This is a genomic window from Kitasatospora sp. NPDC001547 (assembly GCF_042894165.1).
In the GTDB taxonomy this organism is placed as follows: domain Bacteria; phylum Actinomycetota; class Actinomycetes; order Streptomycetales; family Streptomycetaceae; genus Kitasatospora.
Genome location: NZ_JBIAVL010000025.1, coordinates 65,103 through 89,107 on the forward strand (window position 1 = coordinate 65,103; position 24,005 = coordinate 89,107).

20 protein-coding genes are annotated in these 24,005 nt (G+C 74.9%); 16 read left to right on the forward strand and 4 right to left on the reverse strand.

What is annotated here, in order from left to right; translation table 11 throughout:
• The 12 genes from cydD (at position 1) to ACFY0X_RS31470 (ending at position 17,657) form a co-directional block, all read left to right on the forward strand.
• A complete protein-coding gene (gene cydD, locus ACFY0X_RS31415; protein ID WP_387759668.1) occupies positions 1–3,492 on the forward strand; it encodes a thiol reductant ABC exporter subunit CydD in 3,492 nt (1,163 codons plus the stop codon).
• 45 nt (positions 3,493–3,537) lie between these two features.
• Complete coding sequence (locus ACFY0X_RS31420; RefSeq protein WP_387759670.1) at positions 3,538–5,352, forward strand: GAF domain-containing sensor histidine kinase; 1,815 nt, start codon at positions 3,538–3,540, stop codon at positions 5,350–5,352.
• Between the two features lie 211 nt (positions 5,353–5,563).
• The gene (locus ACFY0X_RS31425; protein WP_387759671.1) at positions 5,564–5,977 is read left to right on the forward strand and encodes a hypothetical protein; all 414 of its coding nucleotides are present in this window, start codon (positions 5,564–5,566) and stop codon (positions 5,975–5,977) included.
• Positions 5,967–6,371: a hypothetical protein gene (locus tag ACFY0X_RS31430; RefSeq protein ID WP_387759672.1), complete on the forward strand. Its 405-nt coding sequence runs from the start codon at positions 5,967–5,969 to the stop codon at positions 6,369–6,371. Before ACFY0X_RS31425 ends, ACFY0X_RS31430 begins: the two co-directional genes overlap by 11 nt.
• A 388-nt stretch (positions 6,372–6,759) precedes the next feature.
• Positions 6,760–7,794 (forward strand): PstS family phosphate ABC transporter substrate-binding protein, encoded by a 1,035-nt coding sequence (locus tag ACFY0X_RS31435; protein WP_387759674.1) that lies wholly within the window; start codon positions 6,760–6,762, stop codon positions 7,792–7,794.
• Between the two features lie 154 nt (positions 7,795–7,948).
• Positions 7,949–8,542, forward strand: coding sequence for a hypothetical protein (locus tag ACFY0X_RS31440; protein ID WP_387759676.1), 594 nt, complete (start codon positions 7,949–7,951; stop codon positions 8,540–8,542).
• Positions 8,543–8,817: 275 nt separating this feature from the next.
• Positions 8,818–11,484: a hypothetical protein gene (locus ACFY0X_RS31445; protein WP_387759678.1), complete on the forward strand. Its 2,667-nt coding sequence runs from the start codon at positions 8,818–8,820 to the stop codon at positions 11,482–11,484.
• Positions 11,485–11,614: 130 nt separating this feature from the next.
• Entirely contained in the window at positions 11,615–12,646 is a 1,032-nt protein-coding gene (gene pstC / locus ACFY0X_RS31450) for a phosphate ABC transporter permease subunit PstC (RefSeq protein WP_387759680.1), read from the forward strand.
• Positions 12,647–12,710: 64 nt separating this feature from the next.
• The gene (pstA, locus tag ACFY0X_RS31455) at positions 12,711–13,949 is read left to right on the forward strand and encodes a phosphate ABC transporter permease PstA (protein WP_387759681.1); all 1,239 of its coding nucleotides are present in this window, start codon (positions 12,711–12,713) and stop codon (positions 13,947–13,949) included.
• A gap of 38 nt (positions 13,950–13,987) precedes the next feature.
• Positions 13,988–15,817: a phosphate ABC transporter substrate-binding protein PstS gene (locus ACFY0X_RS31460; protein ID WP_387759682.1), complete on the forward strand. Its 1,830-nt coding sequence runs from the start codon at positions 13,988–13,990 to the stop codon at positions 15,815–15,817.
• Positions 15,814–16,725 carry a sortase gene (locus ACFY0X_RS31465; RefSeq protein WP_387759684.1) on the forward strand — a complete coding sequence of 304 codons (912 nt, stop codon included), beginning with the start codon at positions 15,814–15,816 and terminating at the stop codon, positions 16,723–16,725. The genes ACFY0X_RS31460 and ACFY0X_RS31465 overlap by 4 nt, the downstream gene beginning before the upstream one ends.
• 23 nt (positions 16,726–16,748) lie before the next feature.
• Positions 16,749–17,657: a phosphate ABC transporter ATP-binding protein gene (locus ACFY0X_RS31470; RefSeq protein ID WP_387759686.1), complete on the forward strand. Its 909-nt coding sequence runs from the start codon at positions 16,749–16,751 to the stop codon at positions 17,655–17,657.
• A gap of 54 nt (positions 17,658–17,711) precedes the next feature.
• Here the strand turns inward: ACFY0X_RS31470 and ACFY0X_RS31475 are convergent, their stop codons facing one another.
• Complete coding sequence (locus ACFY0X_RS31475) at positions 17,712–18,554, reverse strand: HAD family hydrolase (RefSeq protein ID WP_387759688.1); 843 nt, start codon at positions 18,552–18,554, stop codon at positions 17,712–17,714.
• Positions 18,555–18,728: 174 nt separating this feature from the next.
• Between ACFY0X_RS31475 and ACFY0X_RS31480 the strand changes: the two genes are divergently transcribed.
• Positions 18,729–18,935 (forward strand): hypothetical protein, encoded by a 207-nt coding sequence (locus ACFY0X_RS31480; RefSeq protein ID WP_387759689.1) that lies wholly within the window; start codon positions 18,729–18,731, stop codon positions 18,933–18,935.
• A 121-nt stretch (positions 18,936–19,056) separates the two neighbouring features.
• Here the strand turns inward: ACFY0X_RS31480 and ACFY0X_RS31485 are convergent, their stop codons facing one another.
• The 3 genes from ACFY0X_RS31485 to ACFY0X_RS31495 all read right to left on the reverse strand — a co-directional run bounded on the left by ACFY0X_RS31485 (position 19,057) and on the right by ACFY0X_RS31495 (position 21,270).
• Entirely contained in the window at positions 19,057–19,779 is a 723-nt protein-coding gene (locus ACFY0X_RS31485; protein ID WP_387759690.1) for a hypothetical protein, read from the reverse strand.
• Between the two features lie 94 nt (positions 19,780–19,873).
• Complete coding sequence (locus ACFY0X_RS31490; protein WP_387759692.1) at positions 19,874–20,728, reverse strand: hypothetical protein; 855 nt, start codon at positions 20,726–20,728, stop codon at positions 19,874–19,876.
• Complete coding sequence (locus tag ACFY0X_RS31495; protein WP_387759693.1) at positions 20,725–21,270, reverse strand: RNA polymerase sigma factor; 546 nt, start codon at positions 21,268–21,270, stop codon at positions 20,725–20,727. The genes ACFY0X_RS31490 and ACFY0X_RS31495 overlap by 4 nt, the downstream gene beginning before the upstream one ends.
• A gap of 85 nt (positions 21,271–21,355) precedes the next feature.
• Here ACFY0X_RS31495 and ACFY0X_RS31500 point away from each other — a divergent pair, with 85 nt between their 5' ends.
• From ACFY0X_RS31500 to ACFY0X_RS31510, 3 genes are all read left to right on the forward strand, one after another.
• A complete protein-coding gene (locus tag ACFY0X_RS31500) occupies positions 21,356–22,267 on the forward strand; it encodes a serine/threonine-protein kinase (protein ID WP_387759695.1) in 912 nt (303 codons plus the stop codon).
• Between the two features lie 39 nt (positions 22,268–22,306).
• A complete protein-coding gene (locus ACFY0X_RS31505; protein ID WP_387759697.1) occupies positions 22,307–23,194 on the forward strand; it encodes an LLM class flavin-dependent oxidoreductase in 888 nt (295 codons plus the stop codon).
• Between the two features lie 170 nt (positions 23,195–23,364).
• Positions 23,365–23,988, forward strand: a complete 624-nt coding sequence (locus ACFY0X_RS31510) for a hypothetical protein (protein WP_387759699.1) — start codon at positions 23,365–23,367, stop codon at positions 23,986–23,988.
• The last annotated feature ends 17 nt before the right edge of the window (positions 23,989–24,005 follow it).

Genomic DNA, 24,005 nt, shown 5'->3' on the forward strand with positions numbered 1-24,005 from the left:
GTGAAGCCGGTCGACCCCCGACTCCTCGGGTACGCCCGCACCACCAGGGCCTTCCTCGCCGGATCCGTGCTGCTCGGCGCGGTCGGCGCGGCCCTGGTGGTCGCCCAGGCGAGTCTGATCGCCGAGATCGTCGTCCGCGCCTTCCAGCGCGGGGCGACGCCCGGCGAGCTGGCCACGCCGCTGCTGCTGCTCGCCCTGACGGCGGTCGGGCGCGGGCTGGTCGGCTGGCTCACCGAGCTCACCGCGCACCGGTCCGTCGCCCGGGTGAAGTCCACCCTGCGGCGCCGGCTGCTCGACCACGCCACCGCGCTCGGCCCGTCCTACCTGGCGGGCCGGCGCACCGGCGAGCTCACCACCCTCGCCACCCGCGGCGTCGACGCGCTGGACGACTACTTCGCCCGCTACCTGCCGCAGCTGGTGCTGGCCGTGGTCGTCCCGGTGATCGTGCTGCTGCGGATCGTCGGCGCCGACTTCACCTCGGCCGCGATCATCGCCGGGACGCTGCCGCTGATCCCGCTGTTCATGGTGCTGATCGGGATGGCCACCCAGTCCCGGATGGACCGGCAGTGGACCACCCTCGCCCGGCTCTCCCACCACTTCCTCGACGTGGTCGCCGGGCTGCCCACCCTCAAGGTGTTCAACCGGGCCCGCAGCCAGGCCGCCACCATCGCCCGGATCACCGCCGACTACCGCCGGGCCACCCTGCGCACCCTGCGGATCGCCTTCATCTCCTCCTTCACCCTGGAGCTGCTCTCCACGCTGTCCGTCGCGCTGGTCGCCGTCACCGTCGGCTTCCGGCTGGTGGACGGCACGCTCGACCTGGAGACCGGGCTGCTGATCCTGGTGCTCGCCCCCGAGGTGTACTTCCCGATCCGCCAGGTCGGCGCGCTCTACCACTCCAGCGTCGAGGGGCTGACCGCCGCCGACGAACTGTTCCAGGTGCTGGAGACCCCGCTGCCCGCCGCCGGCACCACCCCGGCGCCGGACCTCGCGGGCGCCGTGATCGCCGCCGAGGGCCTGGTCGTCCGGCACCCCGGTTGCACCGAGCCGGCGCTGGACGGCGCCGGGCTGACTCTGCGTCCGGGCTCCAGCACCGCGCTCACCGGCCCCAGCGGCGCCGGCAAGTCCACCCTGCTGGCCGTGCTGCTCGGCCTCACCGCCCCCGCCTCGGGCACCGTCCGGATCACCGCGGCCGACGGCCGCCGGTACGACCTGGCCGAACTGGAGCCGGAGAGCTGGCGGCGGCAGATCGCCTGGGTGCCGCAGCACCCGCACCTGTTCGCCGGGACGGTCGCCGAGAACCTGCGGCTGTACCGGCCGGAGGCCACCGACGAGCAGCTCCGGACCGCGCTGCGGGCCGCGCACGCGCTCGACTTCGTGACCGACCTGGCCGCCGTCCTGGGGGAGGACGGCGCCGGGCTCTCCGCCGGGCAGCGCCAGCGCCTCGCACTGGCCCGGGTGCTGCTCGCCGACGACCGCCCGCTGGTGCTGCTGGACGAGCCGACCGCCAACCTGGACGGCGCCTCCGAGGCGGCCGTGGTGGAGGCCGTCCGGACGCTGGCCGAGGACCCGTCGCGCACCGTGCTGGTGGTCGCGCACCGCCCGGCGCTGCTGGCCGTCGCGGACGAGCGGGTCCGGCTGGCGGGGTCCGCCGCCGCCCCGATCGCCGATCCGGTCGTACCGCTCGCCCACAGCGGCCTCCCCACGCCCGCGCCCGCCGTGCCCGAGGAGCCCGAGCCCGAAGGCGGCACCACCCCCCGGCTGGCGCTCTCGATCCTGCTCGGCGCGCTCGCCCTCGGCTGCGCCGTCGCCCTGATGGCCACCTCCGGCTACCTGATCTCCCGGGCCTCCCAGATGCCGCCGGTGCTCCACCTGATGATGGCCGTCACCGCGGTGCGGGCCTTCGGCATCGGCCGCAGCGTCTTCCGCTACGCCGAGCGCTTGGTCTCGCACGACGCGGTGCTGCGCACCCTCGGCACCCTGCGGGCCGCCGTCCACCGGCGGCTGAGCGCGCTCGCCCCGGCCGGACTGCCCGCCTTCCGGCGCGGCGACCTGCTCTCCCGGCTGGTCGCCGACGTGGACGCGATCCAGGACCACTACCTGCGCTGGCGGCTGCCGGCCGCGGTGGCCGGCCTGGTCGCCCTGGCCTCGACGGCGGCGATGGCCGCCTTCCTGCCCGCCGCCGGGCTGGTGCTCGGCCTCGGGCTGCTGCTCGCGGGCGGGCTGGTGCCCGCGCTGGCGGCGCGCTGGTCGGCCGGCGCCGAGCGGCGCCAGGCCCCGGCGCGCGGGCGCCTGGCCACCGCCGTGGTGGACGCCCTCACCGGCACCGCCGAGCTCACCGTGGCCGGCGCGCTGCCCGGCCGGCTGGCCGCCGTCCGCACCGCCGACGCCGCGCTGACCGGGCTGGCCGCCCGTTCGGCCGCCACCACGGCGCTGGGCACCGGGCTGATCGCGCTGCTCACCGGGCTGACCGTGACCGCCGCGGCCGCCGTCGGAGTCCAGGGGGTGCGCGACGGGACGCTGGCGCCGGTCTGCCTGGCCCTGGTGGTGCTCACCCCGCTGGCCGCCTTCGAGGCGGTCACCGGGATGCCGCTCGCCGTCCAGGCCCGCCAGCGCAGCCGCGCCGCGCGGGCCCGGCTGGACGAGGTGCTGAACGCTCCGGCGCCGGTCGGCGAGCCCGCCGAGCCGGTGGAGCTGCCCGGGCAGCCGCTGCCCGTCGCGGTGCGCGGGCTGACCGTGCGGCACCCCGGGCAGCCGGTGGACGCGCTCGCCGGGGTGGACCTCGACCTCGCGGCCGGCCGCCGGATCGCCGTGGTCGGCCCCTCCGGCTCCGGCAAGACCACCCTCGCCCAGGCACTGCTGCGCTTCCTGGAACCGGGCGCCGGGACGGTGACGTTCGCCGACGGCCGTCCACAGGCTGTGGACAGCCGCGCGCTGACGGGCGAGTCGGTCCGCCGGGTGATCGGGCTCTGCGCCCAGGACGCCCACGTCTTCGACAGCTCGCTGCGGGAGAACCTGCGGCTGGCCCGGCCCGGCGCGGGGGAGGACGAGCTGCGCGCCGCCCTGGCCGCCGCCCGGCTGCTGGAGTGGACCGAGGGTCTGCCGGACGGCCTGGACACCATGGTCGGCGAGCACGGTGCCCGGCTCTCCGGCGGCCAGCGCCAGCGGCTGGCGCTCGCCCGGGCGCTGCTCGCGGACTTCCCCGTACTGGTCCTGGACGAGCCGGCCGAGCACCTCGACCTGCCCACCGCCGACGCCCTGACCGCCGATCTGCTGGCCGCCACCGAGGGCCGCAGCACCGTGCTGATCACCCACCGGCTGGCCGGGCTGGACGACGCCACGGTGGACGAGGTGCTGGTGCTGGACGGCGGCCGGGTGGTCGAGCGCGGCCGCTGGTCGGAGCTGGTCGCCGACCCGGACGGGCGGCTGCACGCGATGTGGCGGCGGGAGCGGGAGGCGGACGGGCTGCTGGAGCCGGTCCCGGCACGCTAGTCGCGCCGCCCTTCGGCTGAAAAGCGTACAAACTAGGCTTTCTCCATGGACCCCACGCCGGACATCCCCGAGGCCACGCCCGAGCCGACACCCCACCGGGTGCCCGAGATCGCGTCGTTGGGGCTGGACACCCTGGTCACCGAGGTCGCCGAGCGCCTGCAGTCGGCCGCCGCGGTCACCGACCGGATGCAGCGGCTGCTGGAGGCGGTGGTCTCGATCGGGGCCGGACTGGACCTGCACGCCACCCTGCACCGGATCGCCGTGGGCGCGGCCGAACTGGTCGACGCCCGGTACGCGGCGCTCGGCGTGATCGCTCCCGGCGGCACCGGCCTGGCCGACTTCATCCACGTCGGGATCGACGACGAGACCGCCGCCGAGATCGGCGAACTGCCCGCCGGCCGCGGCATCCTCGGCGCCCTCATCGACCGCCCCGAACCGCTGCGGCTGGCCGACCTCGGCACCGACCCGCGGTCCTCCGGATTCCCGGCGCACCATCCGTGCATGAGGACCTTCCTGGGCGTGCCGATCCGGGTCCGCGCGGAGGTGTTCGGCAACCTCTACCTCACCGAGAAGAAGGGCGGCGGCGCCTTCACCCCCGAGGACGAGCAGGTGGTGCACGCCCTCGCCGCGGCGGCCGGCGTGGCCATCGAGAACTCCCGGCTGTACGAGGAGGGCCGCCGCCGCGAACGCTGGATCGCCGGCGCCGCCGCCGTCGCCACCGCGCTGCTCTCCGCCGAGCAGGCCGAGACCGCGCTGACCGTCGCGGCCGAGCAGGTGCGGGAGCTGGCGGACGCCGCGCTCGGCATGATCCTGCTGCCGACCGGGCCGGAGGGCGGCGGCGAGGGCGACGGGCAGATGCGGGTCGCGCACGCCTCCGGCGAGCTGGCCGAGTACGTCCGCGGCGAACTGCTGCCCAAGGGCAGCTTCGGGGCCCGGCTGCTCGCGGGGGAGAGCGTCTACCTGGACGACATGTCCAGCGACCCGACCGTGGTGATCCGGCTGGCCCGGCGCTTCGGCCCGTCCATGGCCGTGCCGATGGTCGCCGCCGGCCGGGTGCTCGGCGGGCTCTGCGTCTGGCGCCCCTGCGGCGCCCTGCCGTTCACCGACAGCGAGAAGCAGCTCGCCGAGACCTTCGCCTCGCAGGCCGCGCTCGCCCTGCGGCTCGCCGAGGGCCAGCGCGACCAGCAGCGGCTGGCCGTCTTCCAGGACCGCGACCGGATCGCCCGCGACCTGCACGACCTGGTGATCCAGCGGCTGTTCGCCACCGGGATGATGCTGGAGAGCGCCGCCCGGCGGGCCGTCGTCCCCGAGGTGAAGGTCGGCATCGGCAAGGCGGTGGACGAGCTGGACGCCACCATCCAGGAGGTCCGCACCACCATCTACGCCCTCCAGCACGACAACCACGGCGACGCGCCGGACACCCTGCGCACCCGGGTGCTGCGGGAGGCCAGCCAGGCCGCGGCCGCGCTCGGCTTCAAGCCCTCGGTGAGCTTCGTCGGGCCGGTGGAGAGCCTGGTCGGCGAGAAGACCGGCCGTCAACTGCTCGCCGCGCTACGGGAGATGCTCTCCAATACGGCCCGGCACGCGCGCGCCTCCCGGGTCGGCGTGGAGATCGACGCGACCACCCACCTGGACGAGGGCGGCCGCCCGGTGGGCGGCGACCCGGAGTCGCTGGACCGGGGCGGGCGGCCCGGTGTGCTGCTCACCGTGACCGACGACGGGGTGGGCATCCCGGCGGGCGGCCGGCGCAGCGGCCTGCTCAACCTCACCCGGCGCGCGGAGGCGCTCGGCGGTGACGCCTGGCACGAGAGCGGGCCGTACCGGAAGGGCACGATGGTGCGCTGGACGGCCCGGCTCTGAGCGTTCCCGGCTGCTTCCCGACGGCACGTGACCGGGTTCCCGACCGGTGTCCGGCCGGTTCCCGACCGGGACGGGTGAAAGTTAAACGAGGGAGAACTTCCGGACCAACAGCGCAAGTTGTGAACGTTCTGGGCTTTCGGGGGCTCCGTGTGCACACATAGCTTTGCTCCGCTCGGAGGGGAATCCGGAGGGCGACCGGACGGAGGGGGCAGTGAACGCTGCCGGCCGCGGACACACCGCAGCAGGGGCAAGTCGAGGGGGGTTCCGCGCCGAACGGGCGGCGGACGGGCGCTACCGCTGGCAACTGAAGGCGCCCAACGGACGGGTGGTCGCGATCACCCCGGCCGCGTTCGAGACGGCCGGCGAGGCCGAACGGGGCTTCGACGGCCTGCGCGTCACCGCGGCCGGGCTCACCGCGCGGATCACCCACGTCCGGGAGGGCATCGGCTGGATCTGGGTCGTCCCGGGCTCGCGCTCCCTCCCCGAGGTGCGCTCCAGCCGCGCGTACGAGCGGTACGCGACCTGCCAGAACGCCTTCCGGCGGTTCGTGGTGCTGCTCTCCAAGCAGCCGCCGCGCGAACTCCCGGAAGGCGCGGTGCCGTTGAGACGCATCGATGGCCGCTGAGCGGCGCGGTCCGCGGCTGCTGATCGTGCCCGCGGCCGACCGCTGCCTGGGCTGGGCGCTGCGGGCCGCCAACGGGCGGCCGCTCGGGGTCGGCGTGCGCACCTACCGCAACGAGGAGGAACTCGCCGAAGCGGTCCGAGAGTTGCTGATCGAGCGGGCCGCACTGCGCTGTTCGGTCGGGCAGTCCGAGGGGCGCCAGTGGGCCTGGACCGCCTACCTGCCGGTGCGCAGCACCCGGCCGGGGGCGGCCGACGCCGTTCCGGTCGCCCGCAGCGCGCGGGGGTACCTGCGGCGCGACCAGTGCCAGGCCGGGGTCGAGGGGTTCCTGGCCGGACTGCGGTGGGTGGGGCAGGAGTCGCGGCGGTCCGGACGGGACGGCCGCCGGCCGTTGTGAGCAAGCGGGCAGACGGCGGTCCGCCGCCCGTCGGACCGCCGTCCGGCATGCCCGGACGCCGTGCCCGCGCCGCGGTCCCGGTCCGTGCGGTTCCGGTGAAGGACAGGTTTCCGGCAACACCCCGAGCAGCCTCCTGGAGAAGAACGTCGACCGGATCCGGAGGTCCGGTGGAGCCCCCGTCGCGTCCACGCTGACCAGTGGCTAAACCTCGCCGAACCGATGAGTCGACATTCCCCGGCCGGCCTCGACCGCTCTTCCGGCGGAACCTGCCCGCCGGACAGGATCGGCACTGCCGGCGAGGCCGCAGCGGACGCGGCCTCCGGCCCCGAACTCCCCGACGGAGTACGGGTTCACGCGATGTACGTCTCTCCCCCGGAGGAAGAGGAACATGCGTAAGACCGCTGCCAAGCTGCTCACCGTCGCCGCGCTGGCGACCTCCGTCGTGACCGTCGTCGGCGGCACCGCCGTCGCCGACCCGGCCCCCGGCGTGACCCCGCGCGCCGTCGACTTCGTGGGTGTCGGTTCCGACACCACCCAGTCGGTGCTCAACAAGCTCGCCGCCGACTACAACGCGTCGCTGACCACCACGACCGCCCCCCGCGTCTACAGCTGGGACGCGATCCCCTCCGGCACCATCACCCCCAAGACCGGTGCCGCCACGATCACCCGGCCGAACGGCTCCGGCGCCGGCATCAACGCGCTGAACACCTACACCAGCACCACGGTGGACTTCGCCCGCTCCTCGCGCGGTCCGCAGGCCTCCGACCCGACCACCGACGACTTCGTCGCGCTGGCCAAGGACGCCGTCGCCTGGGCCGCCCCGGCCACCGGCAACGCCCCGGCCAACCTGAGCACCGCGAACCTGAAGGACATCTACACCTGCGCGGTCACCACCTGGAACCAGATCGACCCGTCGCTGCCGAACGCCACCATCAAGCCCTTCCTGCCGCAGACCAACTCCGGCACCCGGTCGTTCTTCCTGACCACGATCGGCGGCGGCGTCGCGGTCACCCCCGGTGCCTGCGTCACCAGCGGCACCCAGGAGAACCAGGGCAGCGACCCGGCCCTGGCCGACGCCAACGCGGTGGTCCCCTACTCCGTGGCCCACTACGTCGGCCAGGTCTACTACGGCCAGGGCAGCGGCGCCGACGTCCAGGGCCCGCTGACCATCCGCAACGTCGACGGCGTCGCCGGCGGCCCGGTGGACACCACCGCCAAGACGATCAGCTCCGCCTTCGCGGCCACCCCCTACGCCCGCGTGGTCTACAACGTGTTCCGCGACGCCGACTGGACCTCGAACGCCACCCTGCGCGCCGTCTTCGGCAAGGGCGGCTGGATCTGCGCCAACGGCGCCGCCGACATCAAGAGCTTCGGCTTCCTGCCGCTGTCCTCCTTCGCCTGCGGTTCCGTCACCCATTCCTGAGCCACCCCGCACCACACCGGCGGCCGCGGGGCCTCGCTCCGCGGCCGCCGGGCCCACTCGACGACGACGTGACGAGGGAGCCGTGCAGCCACGCCTGAACGTCGCCGCCTCGCACGACCAGCACACCTCCTCTCCCTCTCCCAAGGAGTCCAGCATGTCCCGCATCAGCGCACGCCTGGCAGCGACCGGTGCCGCCGTCGTCCTCTCCCTGACCGCCGTGAGCGGTGCCGCCGTCGCCGACCCGGCCACCACCCCGGCCGCCGGCCAGGCCGTGATCACCACCGACGTCGCCTTCCTGACGAACGCCGCGCTCAACGGCATCGTGGTCATCCCGGTCCAGCCCGCCAGTGCGGCGTACGACCAGACCGCGGGCCTCACCGTGACCCTTCCGGTGAGCGGCGGCGCGGCCGACATCCCGGCCTTCTACGGCGACGTGCGGTTCGGTGGCGGCCTGCTCTTCCTGAACCTGAGGACCGGTAAGAGCGTCACCTTCAAGCAGCTCGACTTCTCGGTCGACAACGGCTACTTCACCGCCGTGCCGAACGGCTCGACGACCCCGGTCCCGCTGCTCGACCCGGCCGGCGACAACGTGATCAGCCGCAGCGGCCTCACCCAGAACCTGAACTCCTCCAGCTTCCAGGTGGACGCCGCGGGCGCGCAGTACCTCGACGCCGCGCTCGGCACCGGCTACTTCACCGTCGGCCAGCAGATCGGCAAGCTCGCGCTGTCCTACACCCCGGCGCACTGAACCACCCGGTACCGGGCCCCCGGTACCGAGCCCCGGTGCCGAACCGCCCGGCACCGGACCGCAGGTCGGCGGGCCCGCGCCCCGGCGCGGGCCATTCGCCTGCGGAGTCCCCAACTCCGGTACGGAGTCGTCGCGTTGTGGTCTCGTACACCTGGCCGACCGGATCCCGCCATGTCCGACTGGCCGAATAGTACGCACGGAATCGTCCGTCCCCAGCGCGATCGACGCCCTCGTGCCGCCTCCCTCGGCGGCCCGCCCCTCCCGGAGGCCTCGCCATGAGAAACCGCGTACCCGACCCGAGAGGCCGAGGGAGGTGGCGCCGTCGACTACCGGCCCTGGTCCTCGCCAAGGCCGTGGTGGCGTCGCTCGCCGTCATTCCGATCGGGCTGGCCGCGGCTCCGACGGCGCACGCCGACTCGGCGGTGACCGTCCCGGGCCCGAAGGTCTGGATCCCGGCCGCCAAGCAGTACGGCGCCCCGGGCAGCGTGACCGTCTCCCAGACGGCCAACCTGACCAACCAGGTCCTCCAGGTCTCCTGGAGCGGCTTCACCCCGACGGTCTACCTGGGCTCCAACGCTCCGGCCCAGACGGCGCAGCCGCTGTCGACCCACATCCTCTACGCGGTGCGGATCTACCAGTGCCGCGGCACCGACCCGGCGGTGACGGACTGCTACGGCAGCACGCTCTACGGCGGCGACCCTTCGAAGGGCTTCGAGCAGCCGCCCCGTCCGACCCGCACGGAGGTGCCGGAGTGGCCGACGAACCAGGTGATCGCCGCGACCGGCCCGGACGGCTCGGGTTCCGCCTCGATCGAGGTGTGGAGCGCCAAGGAGAGCGCCACCCTCGGCTGCGACGCGACCCACCCCTGCTCGCTGGTGGTCGAGCCGAACTACGGCGGTGACCCGCTGGACCTCTACCAGGTCCTCGACGGCAAGGCCGACTGCGAGTTCCACGACCTGGACACCGACCCGGACGGCTACACCGCCGCCGACGGGATCATGGTGCCCGGCAACCAGAACTGGAAGACCGGCAACCGGACCAGCGAGCAGTGCGCCTGGCAACACCGGACCGTGGTCCCGCTCTCCTTCGCGCCCACGGCGGACTCCTGCGCGGCGAGCGACCAGGCCTTCGGCGCCGCCGGCCTGGAGATGGCCAACCGGGCCGTGCAGCAGTGGCGGGCCGGCCTGTGCCTGGGCGACTCGCCGATGACCGTGGGCTACGTCCCCGCCGGCGGTGAGCCGCAGGCCCGCGCCGCGTTCCTGGCGGGCAGCAGCACCACCGAGGTCGCGCTGACGGCGCGGCCCGACCGGTCACCGCCGCCGAGGCCGTACGTCTACGCCCCGCTCGCCACCACCGGCATCTCGGTCACGTACCTGGTCGACGACCCGAAGACCGGCCGGCAGATCCGCGACATGAGGCTGAACGCCCGGCTGGTGGCCAAACTGCTCACCCAGTCCTACGCCTCGCCGGGCACCACCATCCCGTCCGTGGCCGGCAACCCGACCTGCCTCTTCACCGACCCCGAGTTCAGGCAGCTGAACCCGGAGACGGCGGCCAACGGGATCCACTGGCCCACGAGTTGTGGCGGGACGCTGACGATCTACCCCGGCGTCCCCGGCGGCACCACCGACTTCACCCACCAGCTGACCTCGTGGTTCGCCGCCGACCCGGACGCGGCCCGCTTCCTGGACGGCGAGCCGGACCCGTGGGGCATGCGCGTCGACAGCTTCTACCTGAAGCCGAAGTTCGCCGGCTACCCGACCGAGGCCTTCCAGGTCCAGGACTTCTCCGGGCCCGCGCAGGGCAGCCCCGGCGTGGACTTCCAGCACTGGAAGCAGTACGAGTGGAACCCCTCCCTCGACGGGCTCGGGCGGGTGGCGCGCAACCTGATGCAGTACCAGCCGAACTGCCAGCAGCCGAACACCGAGGCCAACGGCAGCCACAAGCCCTGTGCCGCGCAGATCCCCGGCGTACGCTCCCTGCTCGCCATCATGGACACCGCCCAGGCCAAGGCCTTCTCGCTCCCCGAGGCCTCGCTGCTCAACCCGGCCGGCTCCTTCGTGGCGCCCGGCACGGCCGGCTTCCAGGCCGCCGTCGCCGACATGCCGACCGACGCCGCCACCGGGGTCCAGCAGCTGCCCTACGGCGCACCGGACACCGCGTTCTCGCGTGACCAGCGGGCGTACCCGCTGACCACGGTGCAGTACGCGATGGTGCCGACCGGCGGGCTGCCCGCCGCGAAGGCCGCCGCGATCTCCCGGTTCCTCCAGGCCGTGACCACCGACGGCCAGACCTACGGCCTCGCGCCGGGGCAGCTCGCCCAGGGCTACCTCGCCCTGACCGGCGCCCAGCGGCAGCAGGCCCAGGAGGCCGTGCGGCACGTCGCCGCCCAGGACGGCAAGCTGCCCGGCAACCAGACCGCCCCGCCGGCCGGGAACCCCGAACCGGGCACCCCGGAGAGCGGCAACGGCGGTTCCGCCTCCGGCGGTACGGGCTCCGCCGGCCCGGTCGACGGCACCGGCCCGGTGGGCACCGGCCCGGTGGGCACCGGCTTCGGCTCCTCGGACGGCGGCTCCGGCGGCACCGGCTTCGGCTCCTCGGACGGCCTGACCGGCGGCGGCCTCTCCGGCACCGGCTCCACCGGCGCCACCGGCGCCACCGGGACGGGAACGGCCGGCGGTGCCGCGGCGCCCGGCGCCCCGGCCGCCGGCAAGCCCGGCGCGACCGCCGCGCCCGCCGGCAACGCGATCGCCGCGGCCCCGGTCGGCACCCCGGTGCCCGACCGGCCCGGCACCGCCCGGCTGCTGCTGCCGGTCGCGCTGATCGCCGGCCTGGTGCTGCTGGTCGGCGGACCGGCCGCGCTGTTCCTCGGCGGCACCCCGGCCGGGGCGAAGGTGCTGGCCGGCGCCCGCACCCGGTGGTCGCGACTGCGCCGCAGGTAGGAACCCGCGCTCGGTGGGGCCGCCGTCCCGGCCCCGCCGAGCGCGTTCCCGCCCGCCGGGGCAGCGCCCCGGCCCTCACCGAGCACGCCCGTTCCCGAGCACGCCCGTTCCCGAGCACGGAGAGCACACCATGACATCCGCCGCCGAGCCCGCGGCACCGTACGCCGGGGCGCCCCGACCTCCCGGTCACGGGCCCGACCAGGACGTGCCGCGCACCATCACCGCCCCCGCGACCCCGGGCGACCGGGTCTTCCGCGGCGTGCTGCGGCTGGCCGGCCTCTCGGTCTTCGCGATCATGGGGCTGATCGCCTTCTTCCTGATCCTGCGGGGCACCGACGCGCTGCGCGCCGTCGGCTGGTCCTTCCTGACCGAGCAGAAGTGGCAGACCGCCGCCCACAACTTCGGCATCGGCGCCGTCCTGCCCAACGGCCTGCTGATCGCCCTGATCGCCCTGGTCATCGCCGTCCCGGTGGCGCTGGGCACCGCGGTCTTCATCTCCGAGTACGCGCCGGTGCGGCTGCGGGCCGCGCTGGTCTCGCTGATCGACCTGATGGCGGCGATCCCCAGCATCGTCTACGGCCTGTGGGGCCTGTTCTTCCTCCAGCCGCGGATCCTCGGCTTCGTCCGCTGGCTGGCCAACCACCTCGGCGACGCGATCCCCTTCCTCAAGGTGCGCACCGGGGACATCGGCACCTCGTACACCTCGTCGACCTTCATCGCGGGGGTTGTGGTCGCGCTGATGATCATCCCGATCATCACCTCGCTCAGCCGGGAGGTCTTCTCCCAGGCGCCGCAGGGCGAGCGGGAGGGCGCGTACGCGCTCGGCTCGACCCGCTGGGGGATGGTCCGGGCGGTCGTCCTGCCGTTCGGCCGGGGCGGGGTGATCGGCGCGGTGATGCTGGGCTTCGGCCGCGCGATGGGCGAGACCATCGCCGTCGCGCTGATCATCTCGCCGAACTTCAAGGCCGTCACCCACATCCTGGAGAACGGCGCCAACTCGATCTCCGCGCTGATCGCGCTGCGCTTCGGCGAGTCGGACGCGCTGTCGCTCTCCGCGCTGATGGCCGCCGGTCTGGTGCTGTTCGCCCTCACCCTGCTGGTCAACGTGCTGGCCGGGTTCGTCATCAACCGCTCGCGCTCCGGCGCCGCGACGGCGGACTGACCATGACGGCGTCTCAGCCCGTGTGCGGGGCACGCAGTCGTCCGAACCGTGAAGGGACCATCCGATGACCACGCTCGACCTGCCGCCGGTCGCGGCTCCCGGGCCGGCCGGCGAGCCCGGGCCGACCGGGTCCGCCGTGGCCGCGGCCCCGCACCCCGAGAAGAAGCTCCGGCTCGGCGGCGTCACCCGCGACGACGTCCTCACCGTGACGGGCGCGGCGGCCGGCTCGCTCGCTCTGGACTGGGTGCTGTACGAGCGGGTGCTGCCGTTCAGCGGCGCCTTCGGCTTCCTGGTCTGCTGGTACCTGTTCTTCCTGGCCGGCTACTACCTGCTCGGCCGGCTCCAGTGGCACCCGATGATGGTGCGGGACCGGCTGATCGCCGTGGTCGCCTGGAGCTCCGGGCTGCTGGCGGTCGCGCTGGTCGCCGACCAGATCGGCTACGTCGCCGCCCGGGGCTGGGAGGCGGCCCAGCACCTCAACTTCTTCACCGAGTCGATGGAGTTCACCGGCCCGCTCGACGGGCTGACCTCGGGCGGAGCGCTGAACGCGGTCGTCGGCTCGCTCGAACAGCTCGGCCTGGCGACGCTGTTCGCCGTTCCGCTGGGCATCGCGGCGGCGGTCTTCATGTCCGAGGTGGGCGGCCGGATGGCCCGCCCGGTGCGCACCCTGGTCGAGGCGATGACGGCCCTGCCGTCCATCGTGGCCGGCCTGTTCGTCCTCGGCGTCGTGATCCTCACCTTCGGCTTCGAGAAGAGCGGCTTCGCGGCCTCGCTCGCGCTCACCGTGATGATGATGCCGATCGTCACCCGGGCCGCCGAGGTGGTCATCCGCCTGGTGCCCGGCACCCTGCGCGAGGCCTCCTACGCGCTCGGCGGCAGCCAGTGGCGCACGGTGTGGAACGTGGTGCTGCCCACCGCCCGCCCCGGCCTGGTGACGGCGGTGGTGCTCGGCATGGCGCGCGGCGTCGGCGAGACCTCCCCGGTGCTGCTCACCTCCGGCTTCACCTCGCAGTTCAACGCCAACCCGTTCGACGAGCACCAGGTGTCGCTGCCGCTGTACATCTGGAACTACGTCAAGCAGCCGTACGACGGGATGATCGCGCGCGGTTTCGCGGCCGGCCTGACCCTGATGGCCGTGGTGCTGGTCCTCTTCGTCACCGCGCGCGTGCTCGGCGGCCGCCGACCCGGACAGCTGACCCGCGCCCAGCGGCGCCGGATCGACCGGGACGCCCGCCGGACGGAGGCGGCCGCCCTCGCCGGCACCGCCCGCCCGAACGCCCTCCACGCGCGGCCGGAGCGCTGATGTCAAGACCAACCACCCTCCGTACCAGAGGAGTTCACATGTCCAGGGGCCTCAGTCGCTCCGTGGCCCGACTGCTGGCGGGGGCGATGTCCCTGATGCTCGCGGCGGCCTCCCCCCTGCTGGGGCAGACCCCGGCGTTCGCGGCCTCCGTCTCGCTGAGCGCGGACGGCTCCAGCTGGGCCGGTCCGGCCATCGACCAGTGGCGGCAGGACGTGTCCCCGCAGGGCATCCAGATCAACTTCAACCCGGTCGGCTCGGCGGCCGGCCGCACCCAGTGGGCGGTCGGGCAGGACGACTTCACCGCCTCGGACGTGCCGTTCCGCGCCGCGCAGGACACCGGCGTGGGGCAGGGCGGCAAGGAGTCCGGCACCGGCAGCGCGGAGAACCCGGTCTGGGGCTTCTCCTACGTCCCGATCACGGCGGGCGGCACCACCTTCATGTACAACCTGGTGGTCGGCGGCAAGCAGGTCCGCGACCTGCGGCTGTCCCCGCAGACCATCGTGGACATCTTCACCAACAAGATCACCAACTGGAACGACCCGAAGATCACCAACGACTACGGCAAGGCGCTGCCCAGCCTGCCGATCACCCCGGTGGTCCGCTCCGACGGCTCCGGCGCCACCGCGCAGTTCACCCGCTGGATGGAGCACACCCACAAGGACCAGTGGGACGCCTACTGCACGTCCGTCAACGGCGTGAGCTGCGGCGACTACACCGAGTTCTTCCCGCCCTCCGGCCGGATGACCGCGCAGAACGGCTCCGACGTGGTGGCCGGCTACATCAAGTCCCCGACCAACGTCGGGACCATCGGCTACGACGAGTACGCCTTCGCCAAGCGCAGCAACTGGCCGGTCGTGAAGGTGCTCAACGCGGCCGGCTACTACGCGCTGCCGACCGCCTCCAACGTCGCCGTGGCGCTCACCGCCGCCAGGATCCGCGGCGTGGACGACGCCACCCCGGCGAACGACCCGAACTACCTGCAGCAGAACCTCGACGGCGTCTACACCATGGACGACCCGCGGGCCTACCCGATCTCCAGCTACAGCTACCTGATCGTGCCGCGGGCCGGGGCGGCCAACCCGCCGCCGCCGCGGTTCAACAACGACAAGGGCTCCGCGCTCAGCCGCTTCCTCTCGTACGTGCTCTGCGAGGGCCAGGGCAAGGCGGACGACCTCGGCTACTCGCCGATCCCGCGCGGACTGGTCAAGGGCGGCCTGCTGCAGACCAGGAACATCCCCGGCAACGCCAGCCCGGTCGACCCGAACACCCTCGCCAACTGCGCCAACCCGACCTTCAACTCGGCCGGCGAGCTGACCGTCCTGAAGAACGCCCCGATGCCCAGCCCCTGCGACAAGGCGGGCGCGCCGATCGACTGCACCGTGCAGAACGGCCAGCCGGTCAAGACCGGTTCGGGCGCGGGTGGCTCCGGCGGCGCGGCCGGCGGTTCCGGCGGTGCGGCGGGCGGCTCCGGCGGCACCGGCAAGCCCGCCGGCTCCGGGGGAGCCGGGGGCGGCACCGGGTCCGGCGGCGGTGCGGGCGGCGGCGGTGCGGGCGGTGCGGGCGCGGCCGGCGGCGCCGGCGACCCGAACGCCGCCGACGGCGGTGCGGCCGCCGGTGACCCGAACGCGCCCGGCGCCGGCGACGGCACCGAGGAGGTGGTCGACCCGCAGACCGGCCAGGTGGTCGCCCGCGGCCGCGGCGGCGTCGCCACCGAGGTGGCGGCCGACGTGGTCGAGGTCAGCGGCAGGCCCGAGGACTGGACGCTGTCCTCGCTCACCGCGCTGGAACTGCTCGCCGTGGTGCTCGTCCCGCCGCTGCTCGGCCGTCGGCTGCTGCGCCGCCGCAACGGCTCGGGCGGCACCTCGTGACCGCCCCGGTGCTGGAGAAGCCGGCCGCGACGAGCGCGCCGGCCCGGCCGGCCGGCCCCGCCGCGCCCACCGCCCCGGCCCGGCCCGCCGTCTCCCCCGGGCGGCGGCGGTTCCTCCAGGGCGCCTGGGCGGTCAGCCTGGCGGCCGCGCTGGTGCTCGGCTTCGTCGGGTACCTGTTCACCCTCTCGCACGTCCAGCAGCGGCACTACCAGTCCACCGCCCACAAGACCTTCCGCGACCAGCTGGCCCGGGCGGTCGCCCCGACCGGCGCGGCCGCCGACGGCGAGCCGGTGGCGCTGCTGGACATCCCGGCGATCGGCCTGCACCAGGCCGTGGTGGTCGAGGGCACCACCGGCCGGGACCTGATGCGCGGCCCCGGCCACCGCCGGGACACCGCGCTGCCCGGCCAGCGCGGGGTCGCCGTGGTCTTCGGCCGCGGCGCCACCTTCGGCGCGCCGTTCGCCGGACTGTCCAGGCTGCGGGTCGGCGACCGGATCGAAGCCACCACCGGCCAGGGGAAGTTCACCTACACCGTCAACGCGTACGGCGACGGCGACCACCCGGTCGTCGACCCGGCCCGCAACCGGATGGTGCTGGTCACCGGCGACTCCGACTGGATCCCCGGCTCCACCGTGCTGATCGGCGCCCGGCTGGAGGGCGACCCGGCGCAGAACCCCGGCGGCCGGCCCGCGACCGTCCCGTACGACAAGGCGCTGGCCGCGGACAAGGGCGCGCTGGCCACGCTCCAGCTGTGGTCGCTCGGCCTGCTCGGCGCGGTGGCCGGCGCCCTGGTGCTGGCCCGGTACTGGCGGCGCTCGGCCGCCTACCTGAGCCTCGCGCCGGTGGTCGGCGCACTGCTCTGGGCGGTCTACGAGAACGCCGCCGCCCTGCTGCCCAACCTCTACTGACGCGCGCCCGGAGGACCGTTCCGATGACCGACGCACCACTGACCGACACCCCGCCGGCCGACCCGGCCGCCGACACCCTCACCCTCCCCCCGGCCGCCCCCGCGCCCCACGCCGGCCGGCACGCCGCGGCCACCCGCCCCGACCCCGGCGGCGAGGCGCTCGCCGGGCTGGAGACCCGGGACGTCTCCGCCTGGTTCGGCAGCCGCAAGGTGCTGGAACGGGTCTCGCTGGCGATGCCGGCCGGCGAGGTCACCGCGCTGATCGGCCCGTCCGGTTGCGGCAAGTCCACCTACCTGCGGATCCTCAACCGGATGCACGAGATGGTGCGCGGCGCCGCGCTCTCCGGCGAGGTGCTGCTGGAGGGCGACGATGTCTACCGGCCCGGCCGCCGGCCCGCCGAGGTGCGGCGCCGGATCGGCATGGTGTTCCAGCGGCCCAACCCGTTCCCGGCGATGTCCATCCAGGACAACGTCTCCAGCGGGCTCAAGCTGGCCGGGATCAAGGTGTCCAAGGAGGAGCGCCACCACCTGGTGGAGACCAGCCTGCGCCGGGCCGGGCTCTGGGACGAGGTGTCCACCCGGCTGCACACCCCGGGCGGGGCGCTCTCCGGCGGTCAGCAGCAACGCCTGTGCATCGCACGGTCGTTGGCCGTCTCGCCGGACATCCTGCTGATGGACGAGCCGTGTTCGGCGCTCGACCCGACCTCCACCCGGAGGGTCGAGGAGACCATCGCCGAACTGCGCGGGCGGCTCACCATCGTGATCGTCACCCACAACATGCAGCAGGCCCAGCGCGTCTCGCAGACCTGCGCGTTCTTCCTGGCCACCCACGACACCCCGGGCCGGATCGTCGAGGCCGGGCCGACCGGGCAGGTCTTCGGCAGCCCGCGCGACCAGCGGACCTCGGACTACGTCAACGGCCGCTTCGGCTAACAGGGGTCCGTCTCCGGACCCGCGTCTGCGGGGCGACGCCGGGGGCGGCTCCTCCTACCGGCCGAGGAGCCGCTCCAGCACCGCCGCGACGCCGTCCTGCTCGTTGCTCACGGTGTGCAGCGGCACCGCCGCCAGCACCTGCGGGTGCGCGTTGGCGACGGCGTACGCGGTGCCGGCCCAGGCCAGCATCTCCAGGTCGTTCGGCATGTCGCCGAAGGCCACCACCTCGCTCCGGTCGATCCCGCGCGCGGCGCACCAGCGGGCCAGCGTGCTGGCCTTGGTGACGCCGGGCGCGCTGATCTCCAGCAGCGGGATCGCCGCGGACCGGGTGATCTCGGCCAGGTGCCCGGCCGCCTCCCGGGCCTCGGCGAGGAACTTGTCCGGGTCGAGGTCCGGGTGCTTGGCCAGCAGCTTGAACAGGCCCCGGACCGGCCCGCCGGCCCCCAGCAGCTCCTCCGCCGGGCCGACCTCGTGCTCCAGCTCGTCGCCCCACATGGGCACCGCGTACCCGGCCTCGCGGGCCCAGCCGCCCGGGTGCTCGAAGGCGAACGCGGTGCCGGGCAGCTTGGCCCGCAGCGCGTCGACCACCGCCAGGGTGGTCTCCACCAGCAGCGGGAAGGTCTCCAGCAGCTCGCCGCGCCGCACGTCCACCACCGCGCCGCCGTTCGAGCAGATCGCCACCCCGTGGCCGCCGATGTGCGGGCTCACCTGCTGCATCCAGCGCGGCGGCCGCCCGGTCACGAACACCACCTGCACCCCGGCCGCCTCGGCCGCCGCCAGCGCCGCGGCGGTGCGGTCGGTGACGGTGCCGCCGGAGCAGAGCAGGGTGCCGTCCAGGTCGGTGGCGATGAGGCGGGGCGCGGTACGGGGTTCGGTCACCGCTCCATCTTCGCCCATCGGCGCGGTCGGGGCACCGCCCCGGAGCCACGGCGGGCGGCAGCGGCCGCGAGCCGCCCTCGCCGTGATCAAGCCCTTCATGCTCCGTTTCCGGCCGATCCGCCCGCACCCGGGGTGTCCGGCCGGCCACGGCGGGCATGACCTCCCGCGGCCACCCCGTCGGCAGGAAGAGCCATGCCCACACGCCAGCTCCGTGACCAGCCGCCCCCGACCAGCCGCCACGACGGCCACCACGGCCACGACGGCCGCGGCCCGCAGGCGCCCGACGCCTCGCGCGACCCGGTCCTGCTCGGCGACGTCCTCTTCCACACGCTCGCCGAACTCGCCCGCGGCACCCGCGCCCCGGCCCTCCCCGCCCAGCGCACCCGCCCGCACCCGTAGCGCGCCGCCCCCCGGCGGCGCCCGTCCGGGGTGGACGCGCGCGTGGACGGTCCCGGGGGCGAGCCTCCCCGCCGTCCGGGGCCCGCTCCGCCCGCCGGCGCGGGCGGAGCGGGAGCAGGGGTCAGGAGTGGAGGCGGTTCAGCGCCGCGGTGACGATGCCCGCGACAGCGGTCTGCCCGCCGGCGGGCCGGCCGGTGAGCTCGACGACGGCGACCCTGGTGCCGCTGCGCAGGACCGCGGCCCCGCCGCCGGCGGTGCCGTCGCCGTTGTAGGCCGGGTACCAGCGGGCGGTGCCGCCGGGGACGGTCAGGGTGTGGGCCGCGCCGTAGTACCAGTGGCCGGCGGGCTCGTCCTGGCACTCCTGGAGGAGCGCGACGAGCTGCTTCTCCCAGGTGTCGGCCGCCGTCCCGGTGGGGGCGCTCGCGGCCGACTCGGTCAGCCGGCCCTCGGTGTCGAAGGTCCAGGTCACCGACGCGTACGCGGTGGCCTGGTCCTTGGTCAGGCCGCGCATCGTCTCCTCGCCGGAGCACGCGGACAGCCCCTCGCGCCCGGACAGCGAGACGGTCGCGCCGACCGGGTTCAGGCCCTGCCGGAAGTCCTCGCTCTGGACGAGGCCGGCGGAGCCGAGTCCGCTCGCGGCACCCGCGACCGCGGCCGGCCGGGCGGCGGCGACGGGCTGGGCGGCGACCGCGGCGCGGGCCGCGGCGGCGGGCGCGGCCCCGTCGGCGGTGGCCGACTGGGTGCCGACGACGCCGACCGTGATCAGTGCGGCGGCGAAGCAGGCCGCGGCGGCGAGCCGGTTGCGGCGAACGGACTTCTGCTGGACGGTCCGGTTCTCGGTCATCTGGTCCCCCTGCTGGTCGGGACGCCTGCTGCGTCCTCGTACAACCGGGGAGATGCCGCCGCAGGAGCGAAAGTTGGAGGCCCGACCCGCTGTTTCACAGCTGTGACAGAGCGGCCCTGACGACGCGGTCCATCGCCGCCGTGCCCAGGCAGGCGTGGACCTCCAGCACTCCGTAGTGGGTGCCGCTGCGCAGCACGGCGATGCCGCCGCAGGGCTCCTTGCCCTCGGGCGCACTGCCGGCGGTGTTGAGCGATCCCGGGTAGACGCCCATCCAGCGCGCGGTGACGTCCGGGGCGAGCTGCAGCGTCGTGGTCCTCCCGTAGACCCAGTGCCCCGGCGCCTGCTCCTGGCAGGGCACCTCCTCCAGCAGCAGGCGTTCGCTGTAGTTCTGCGCGAGGGAAGGGCTCCGGGCGTCGGCGGCGACCTCGCGGGCGACCTGGCCCCCGATGTCGGCGGCCACCGTGGAGTCGTCCGGACTGGTGCGGGAGCTCGTCATCAGTCCGCGGAAGCGGGCACCGGGCCCGCCCAGGGTCTGGCCGAGGGTTTTCTCGCCGGCGCAGGCCGCGTTGGCGTAGGACCCGTCGCCGTACCGGTCGGTGACGTGGATCCGCCCGCTGTCGAGGTCCGGGCCGAACGCCGCGGGTCCCAGCAGGTTCGCGGTCGTCACCGGCCCGGTCGAACCGGTCGGCGAGGCGGAGCCGGCGCCGGAGGCGGGGGACGCGGGCGCCGGGCCGGGCCCGCCGGGGGTCGCGGGAGCGGACGCGCCCTGGGAGGCCCCGCCGGCCGCGGCTCCCGGCGGCGCCGCCGGGTGCCCGGTGGCGCCGGGGGGCGGTGGCAGGACGAACCGGCCGGTCGCCAGCCCGAGCGCGACCGCGGCCACCAGGGCGGCGACGGCGGACCGGGGCCGGACGACGGCGGGGCGGCCCCCCGCCGCGGGACCGTCGCTCACGGACCGGTGACCAGGCGCTCGCGCACGAAGCGGCGGGCCTGGTGGATGCGGTCCTTGACCGTGCCCAGCGGCACGTCCAGCTCCTCGGCCACCTGGACGTAGGTCAGGTCGCCCAGGTCGCGCAGCACGAAGGCCTCCACCAGGGTGGGATGCCGCAGCTCCAGCGCGGCCAGCGCCTCCATCAGGTCGAGCCTGGTTCCGGCGATGACGCTGGTGGTGCGCGGGTCGACGGACTCGGGGAGGTCGGCGTGGCTGTCCTCGGCGCGCCGGCGCATCGAGCGGTAGGTGGACCGGGCGGCGTTCGAGGCGATCACCGTCACCCAGCCCAGGAAGGAGCCGCGGCCGCCGTACCCGCCCAGGTGCGTGCTGATGGACAGCAGCGCGTCCTGCGCGGCCTCCTCCGCGTCGGCGTGGTGGGGCAGGAAGCGCGAGCAGCGGCGCAGCACCAGCGGCCGCAGCTTGGCCAGCAGGTACTCCAGCGACCCCGGTTCGCCCGCCTGGGCAGCCGCCACGAGCCGTTCCAGCTCGGCTTCCTCGAACACCCGGATCCCCCGTTCCGTCCCGCCGGCACCGCGCCCGTCGAACGGGAGTTCCGCACTCCCCCCGACTCCGGCAGAATGCTGCCACATGCGCAAGCTCGGCCGTTACCTCCTCCTGGAGCGGCTCGGCGCCGGCTCCTTCGCGACGGTCTGGAAGGCCTACGACCCGGAGCTCGACACCGAGGTCGCGGTGAAGGTGCTGGCCGAGAACTGGGCCGCCAACGCGGACGTGCGCGAGCGGTTCCTGGCGGAGGCGAGGCTGCTGCGCCGGATCGCCAGCCCGCGGGTGGTCCGGGTGCACGACGTCGGGGTGCAGGAGGACCGGCCCTACTTCGTCATGGACCACGTCCGCGGCGGCACCGTGGCGGACCGGGTCGGGCAGTGCGACCCGCAGGAGGCGCTGCGGCTGGCCGCGGAGGCGGGCTACGCCGTCCAGGTCCTGCACGAGGCGGGCGTGGTGCACCGCGACGTCAAGCCGTCCAACCTGCTGCTCGCCGCCGGCCCGGCGCCCGCCGCGGTGCTGGTGGCGGACCTCGGCAGCGCCAAGCAACTGGCCGACGCGTCCGGGCTCACGGTGACCACGGGCACGCCCGCCTACATGGCACCGGAACAGGCCTTCCAGACCGGCGGGTTCGACGGGAGGGCCGACGTGTACGCGTTGGCCGTGGTGGCCTACGAGCTGCTGACCGGGCAGAAGCCGTTCGGCCCGGGCGGACGCGCCACGGCCCTGATGACCGACGGGCGGACCGCCTCGACGCTGCCGGCGCTCCCGGCCGAAGCGGAGCTGCCACCGCACATCGCCGCGCTGCTCCGGGCCGCGATGTCCGTCGAGCCGGCCGACCGGCCGCCGACCGCCCGGGCCTTCGCCGACGCGCTGCTGGCTCCGGTCCCGCGGCCCCGGCCCCCGGCAGGCCCCGGGTGGCTGACCCGGCGCGTGGTCTGGTCGGCGTCGGGCGCGGTGTTCACGGCGACGGCCCTGCTGAGCTGGCTGCTGCGTTGAAACCGGGTCGACGAGGACGGCTGCCGTAGGGTCGCTGCCATGCGACTGAGCACCGTGATCCTCCCCACCCACCGGTGGAGCGAGGGGCAGAAGACCTGGCGGCGGGCCGAGGACCTCGGCTTCCACGCCGCGTACACCTACGACCACCTGAGCTGGCGCTCCTTCCAGGACCAGCCGTGGTTCGGCTCGCTGCCGACGCTGACCGCGGCGGCCTGCGCCACCGAGCGGCTGCGGCTGGGCACGCTGGTGTCCTCGCCGAACTTCCGGCACCCGGTGACACTGGCGAAGGAGCTGATCACGCTGGACGACGTGTCCGGCGGGCGGTTCACCCTGGGGATCGGGGCCGGCGGCACGGGGTTCGACGCGACGGCGCTGGGCCAGGAGGCGTGGTCGCCGAAGGAGCGGGCGGACCGGTTCGGGGAGTTCCTGCCGTTGCTGGACGAGCTGCTGACCACCGACGCCACGACGCGCGAGGGCCGGTACTACTCGGCGGTCGAGGCGCGGAACATCCCCGGCTGCGTGCAGACCCCGCGGCTGCCGTTCTACGTGGCGGCGACCGGCCCGCGCGGGCTGAAGCTGGCCGCCGAGTACGGGCAGGGCTGGGTGACGTACGGCGACCCGCGCGGCCCCGGCGACGTGCCGGTGGAGCAGGCGCCCGAGGTCATCGCCCAGCAGATCGGGAAGCTGACGGCGGCCTGCGAGGCCGTCGGCCGGGACGTGGCGACGCTGGAGAAGGTGCTGCTCCAGGGCTCGACCGCGGAGAGGCCGCTGCAGTCGGTGGACGCCTTCGTCGACTGGGCGGGCAGGTACCGGGAGCTGGGCATCACCGAGCTGGTGATCCACTGGCCGATCCCCGACTCGATCTTCGAGAACGACCTCGCGGTCTTCGAACGGATCGCCACCGAGGGCCTCGCCCAGCTGGGTTGAGCCCCGCGGCCGGCGCGGACGGCGGGCGGGTGACGGGCCGGGCGGGCGCCGGGACCGGTGCCGGGGCGGGTGCGGCGGTGGGCGCCGGGTCGAGGCGGGAGTCGGACCGGGGCGCTAGTCTGTCCGCCGCACCGACAACTGATCATGCGTCACCACGGGGGTTCTTCGTCATGCCTTCTTCCCGCTCCAGCGGACTGCTCGCCACCGCCCTGGTCGCCGCCGCGGCCTTCGGCCTGGCCGCCTGCGGCCCGGACAACTCCTCGGACCAGGGCGCGGGCAGCGGGTCGACCGGCGCCGCCCCGGCCGCGCCCACCGCCGCGCCCACCGCCTCCCCGTCGGGCAGCGCGAGCCACGCGCCGAGCGGCAAGCCCGCGGGCACCGCGAAGCCCGGCGCGACGGGCTCGCCGGCCGCCGACGGCGAGCCGGAGGGCTTCTGCACCCACGGGCCGCTGCCCGCCGGGCAGAAGTGGGTCTACCCGGTGAAGGGCACCAGCGCGACGACCCTGGTCTACCAGGAGACCAAGGACGCCTGCGGCGTGAACGACGTGGTCTTCGAGCCGGTCGGGGCGAACAAGAGCGCCCCGATCGCGCCGACCGCCAAGGGCCACCTGAGCTCGGTGCTGGCCCCGCCGAAGGACGTCAACGTGGCCGACCTGGTGAAGCACGTCAACGAGTGCCTCGCCGAACCGACCAACGTCAAGGGCTCCTACCCCTGCTCGGGCGTCGGCGACTACAAGGTGGCGCTCGACGCCTCCGGCAAGGTCACCGAGCTGTGGGAACGCGCCCACAGCTGATCCGGCGCCGGGAGCGG

Bases quoted from the DNA above. Each gene is read 5' to 3' on its own strand.
- ACFY0X_RS31510 (WP_387759699.1), top strand. From the start codon at position 23,365: ATGCCTTCTTCCCGCTCCAGCGGACTGCTCGCCACCGCCCTGGTCGCC.
- ACFY0X_RS31485 (WP_387759690.1), bottom strand. From the start codon at position 19,779: ATGACCGAGAACCGGACCGTCCAGCAGAAGTCCGTTCGCCGCAACCGG.
- ACFY0X_RS31445 (WP_387759678.1), top strand. From the start codon at position 8,818: ATGAGAAACCGCGTACCCGACCCGAGAGGCCGAGGGAGGTGGCGCCGT.
- ACFY0X_RS31500 (WP_387759695.1), top strand. From the start codon at position 21,356: ATGCGCAAGCTCGGCCGTTACCTCCTCCTGGAGCGGCTCGGCGCCGGC.
- ACFY0X_RS31480 (WP_387759689.1), top strand. From the start codon at position 18,729: ATGCCCACACGCCAGCTCCGTGACCAGCCGCCCCCGACCAGCCGCCAC.
- ACFY0X_RS31440 (WP_387759676.1), top strand. From the start codon at position 7,949: ATGTCCCGCATCAGCGCACGCCTGGCAGCGACCGGTGCCGCCGTCGTC.
- ACFY0X_RS31430 (WP_387759672.1), top strand. From the start codon at position 5,967: ATGGCCGCTGAGCGGCGCGGTCCGCGGCTGCTGATCGTGCCCGCGGCC.
- ACFY0X_RS31420 (WP_387759670.1), top strand. From the start codon at position 3,538: ATGGACCCCACGCCGGACATCCCCGAGGCCACGCCCGAGCCGACACCC.
- ACFY0X_RS31475 (WP_387759688.1), bottom strand. From the start codon at position 18,554: ATGGGCGAAGATGGAGCGGTGACCGAACCCCGTACCGCGCCCCGCCTC.
- ACFY0X_RS31505 (WP_387759697.1), top strand. From the start codon at position 22,307: ATGCGACTGAGCACCGTGATCCTCCCCACCCACCGGTGGAGCGAGGGG.
- ACFY0X_RS31470 (WP_387759686.1), top strand. From the start codon at position 16,749: ATGACCGACGCACCACTGACCGACACCCCGCCGGCCGACCCGGCCGCC.
- ACFY0X_RS31460 (WP_387759682.1), top strand. From the start codon at position 13,988: ATGTCCAGGGGCCTCAGTCGCTCCGTGGCCCGACTGCTGGCGGGGGCG.
- pstA (WP_387759681.1), top strand. From the start codon at position 12,711: ATGACCACGCTCGACCTGCCGCCGGTCGCGGCTCCCGGGCCGGCCGGC.
- ACFY0X_RS31435 (WP_387759674.1), top strand. From the start codon at position 6,760: ATGCGTAAGACCGCTGCCAAGCTGCTCACCGTCGCCGCGCTGGCGACC.
- pstC (WP_387759680.1), top strand. From the start codon at position 11,615: ATGACATCCGCCGCCGAGCCCGCGGCACCGTACGCCGGGGCGCCCCGA.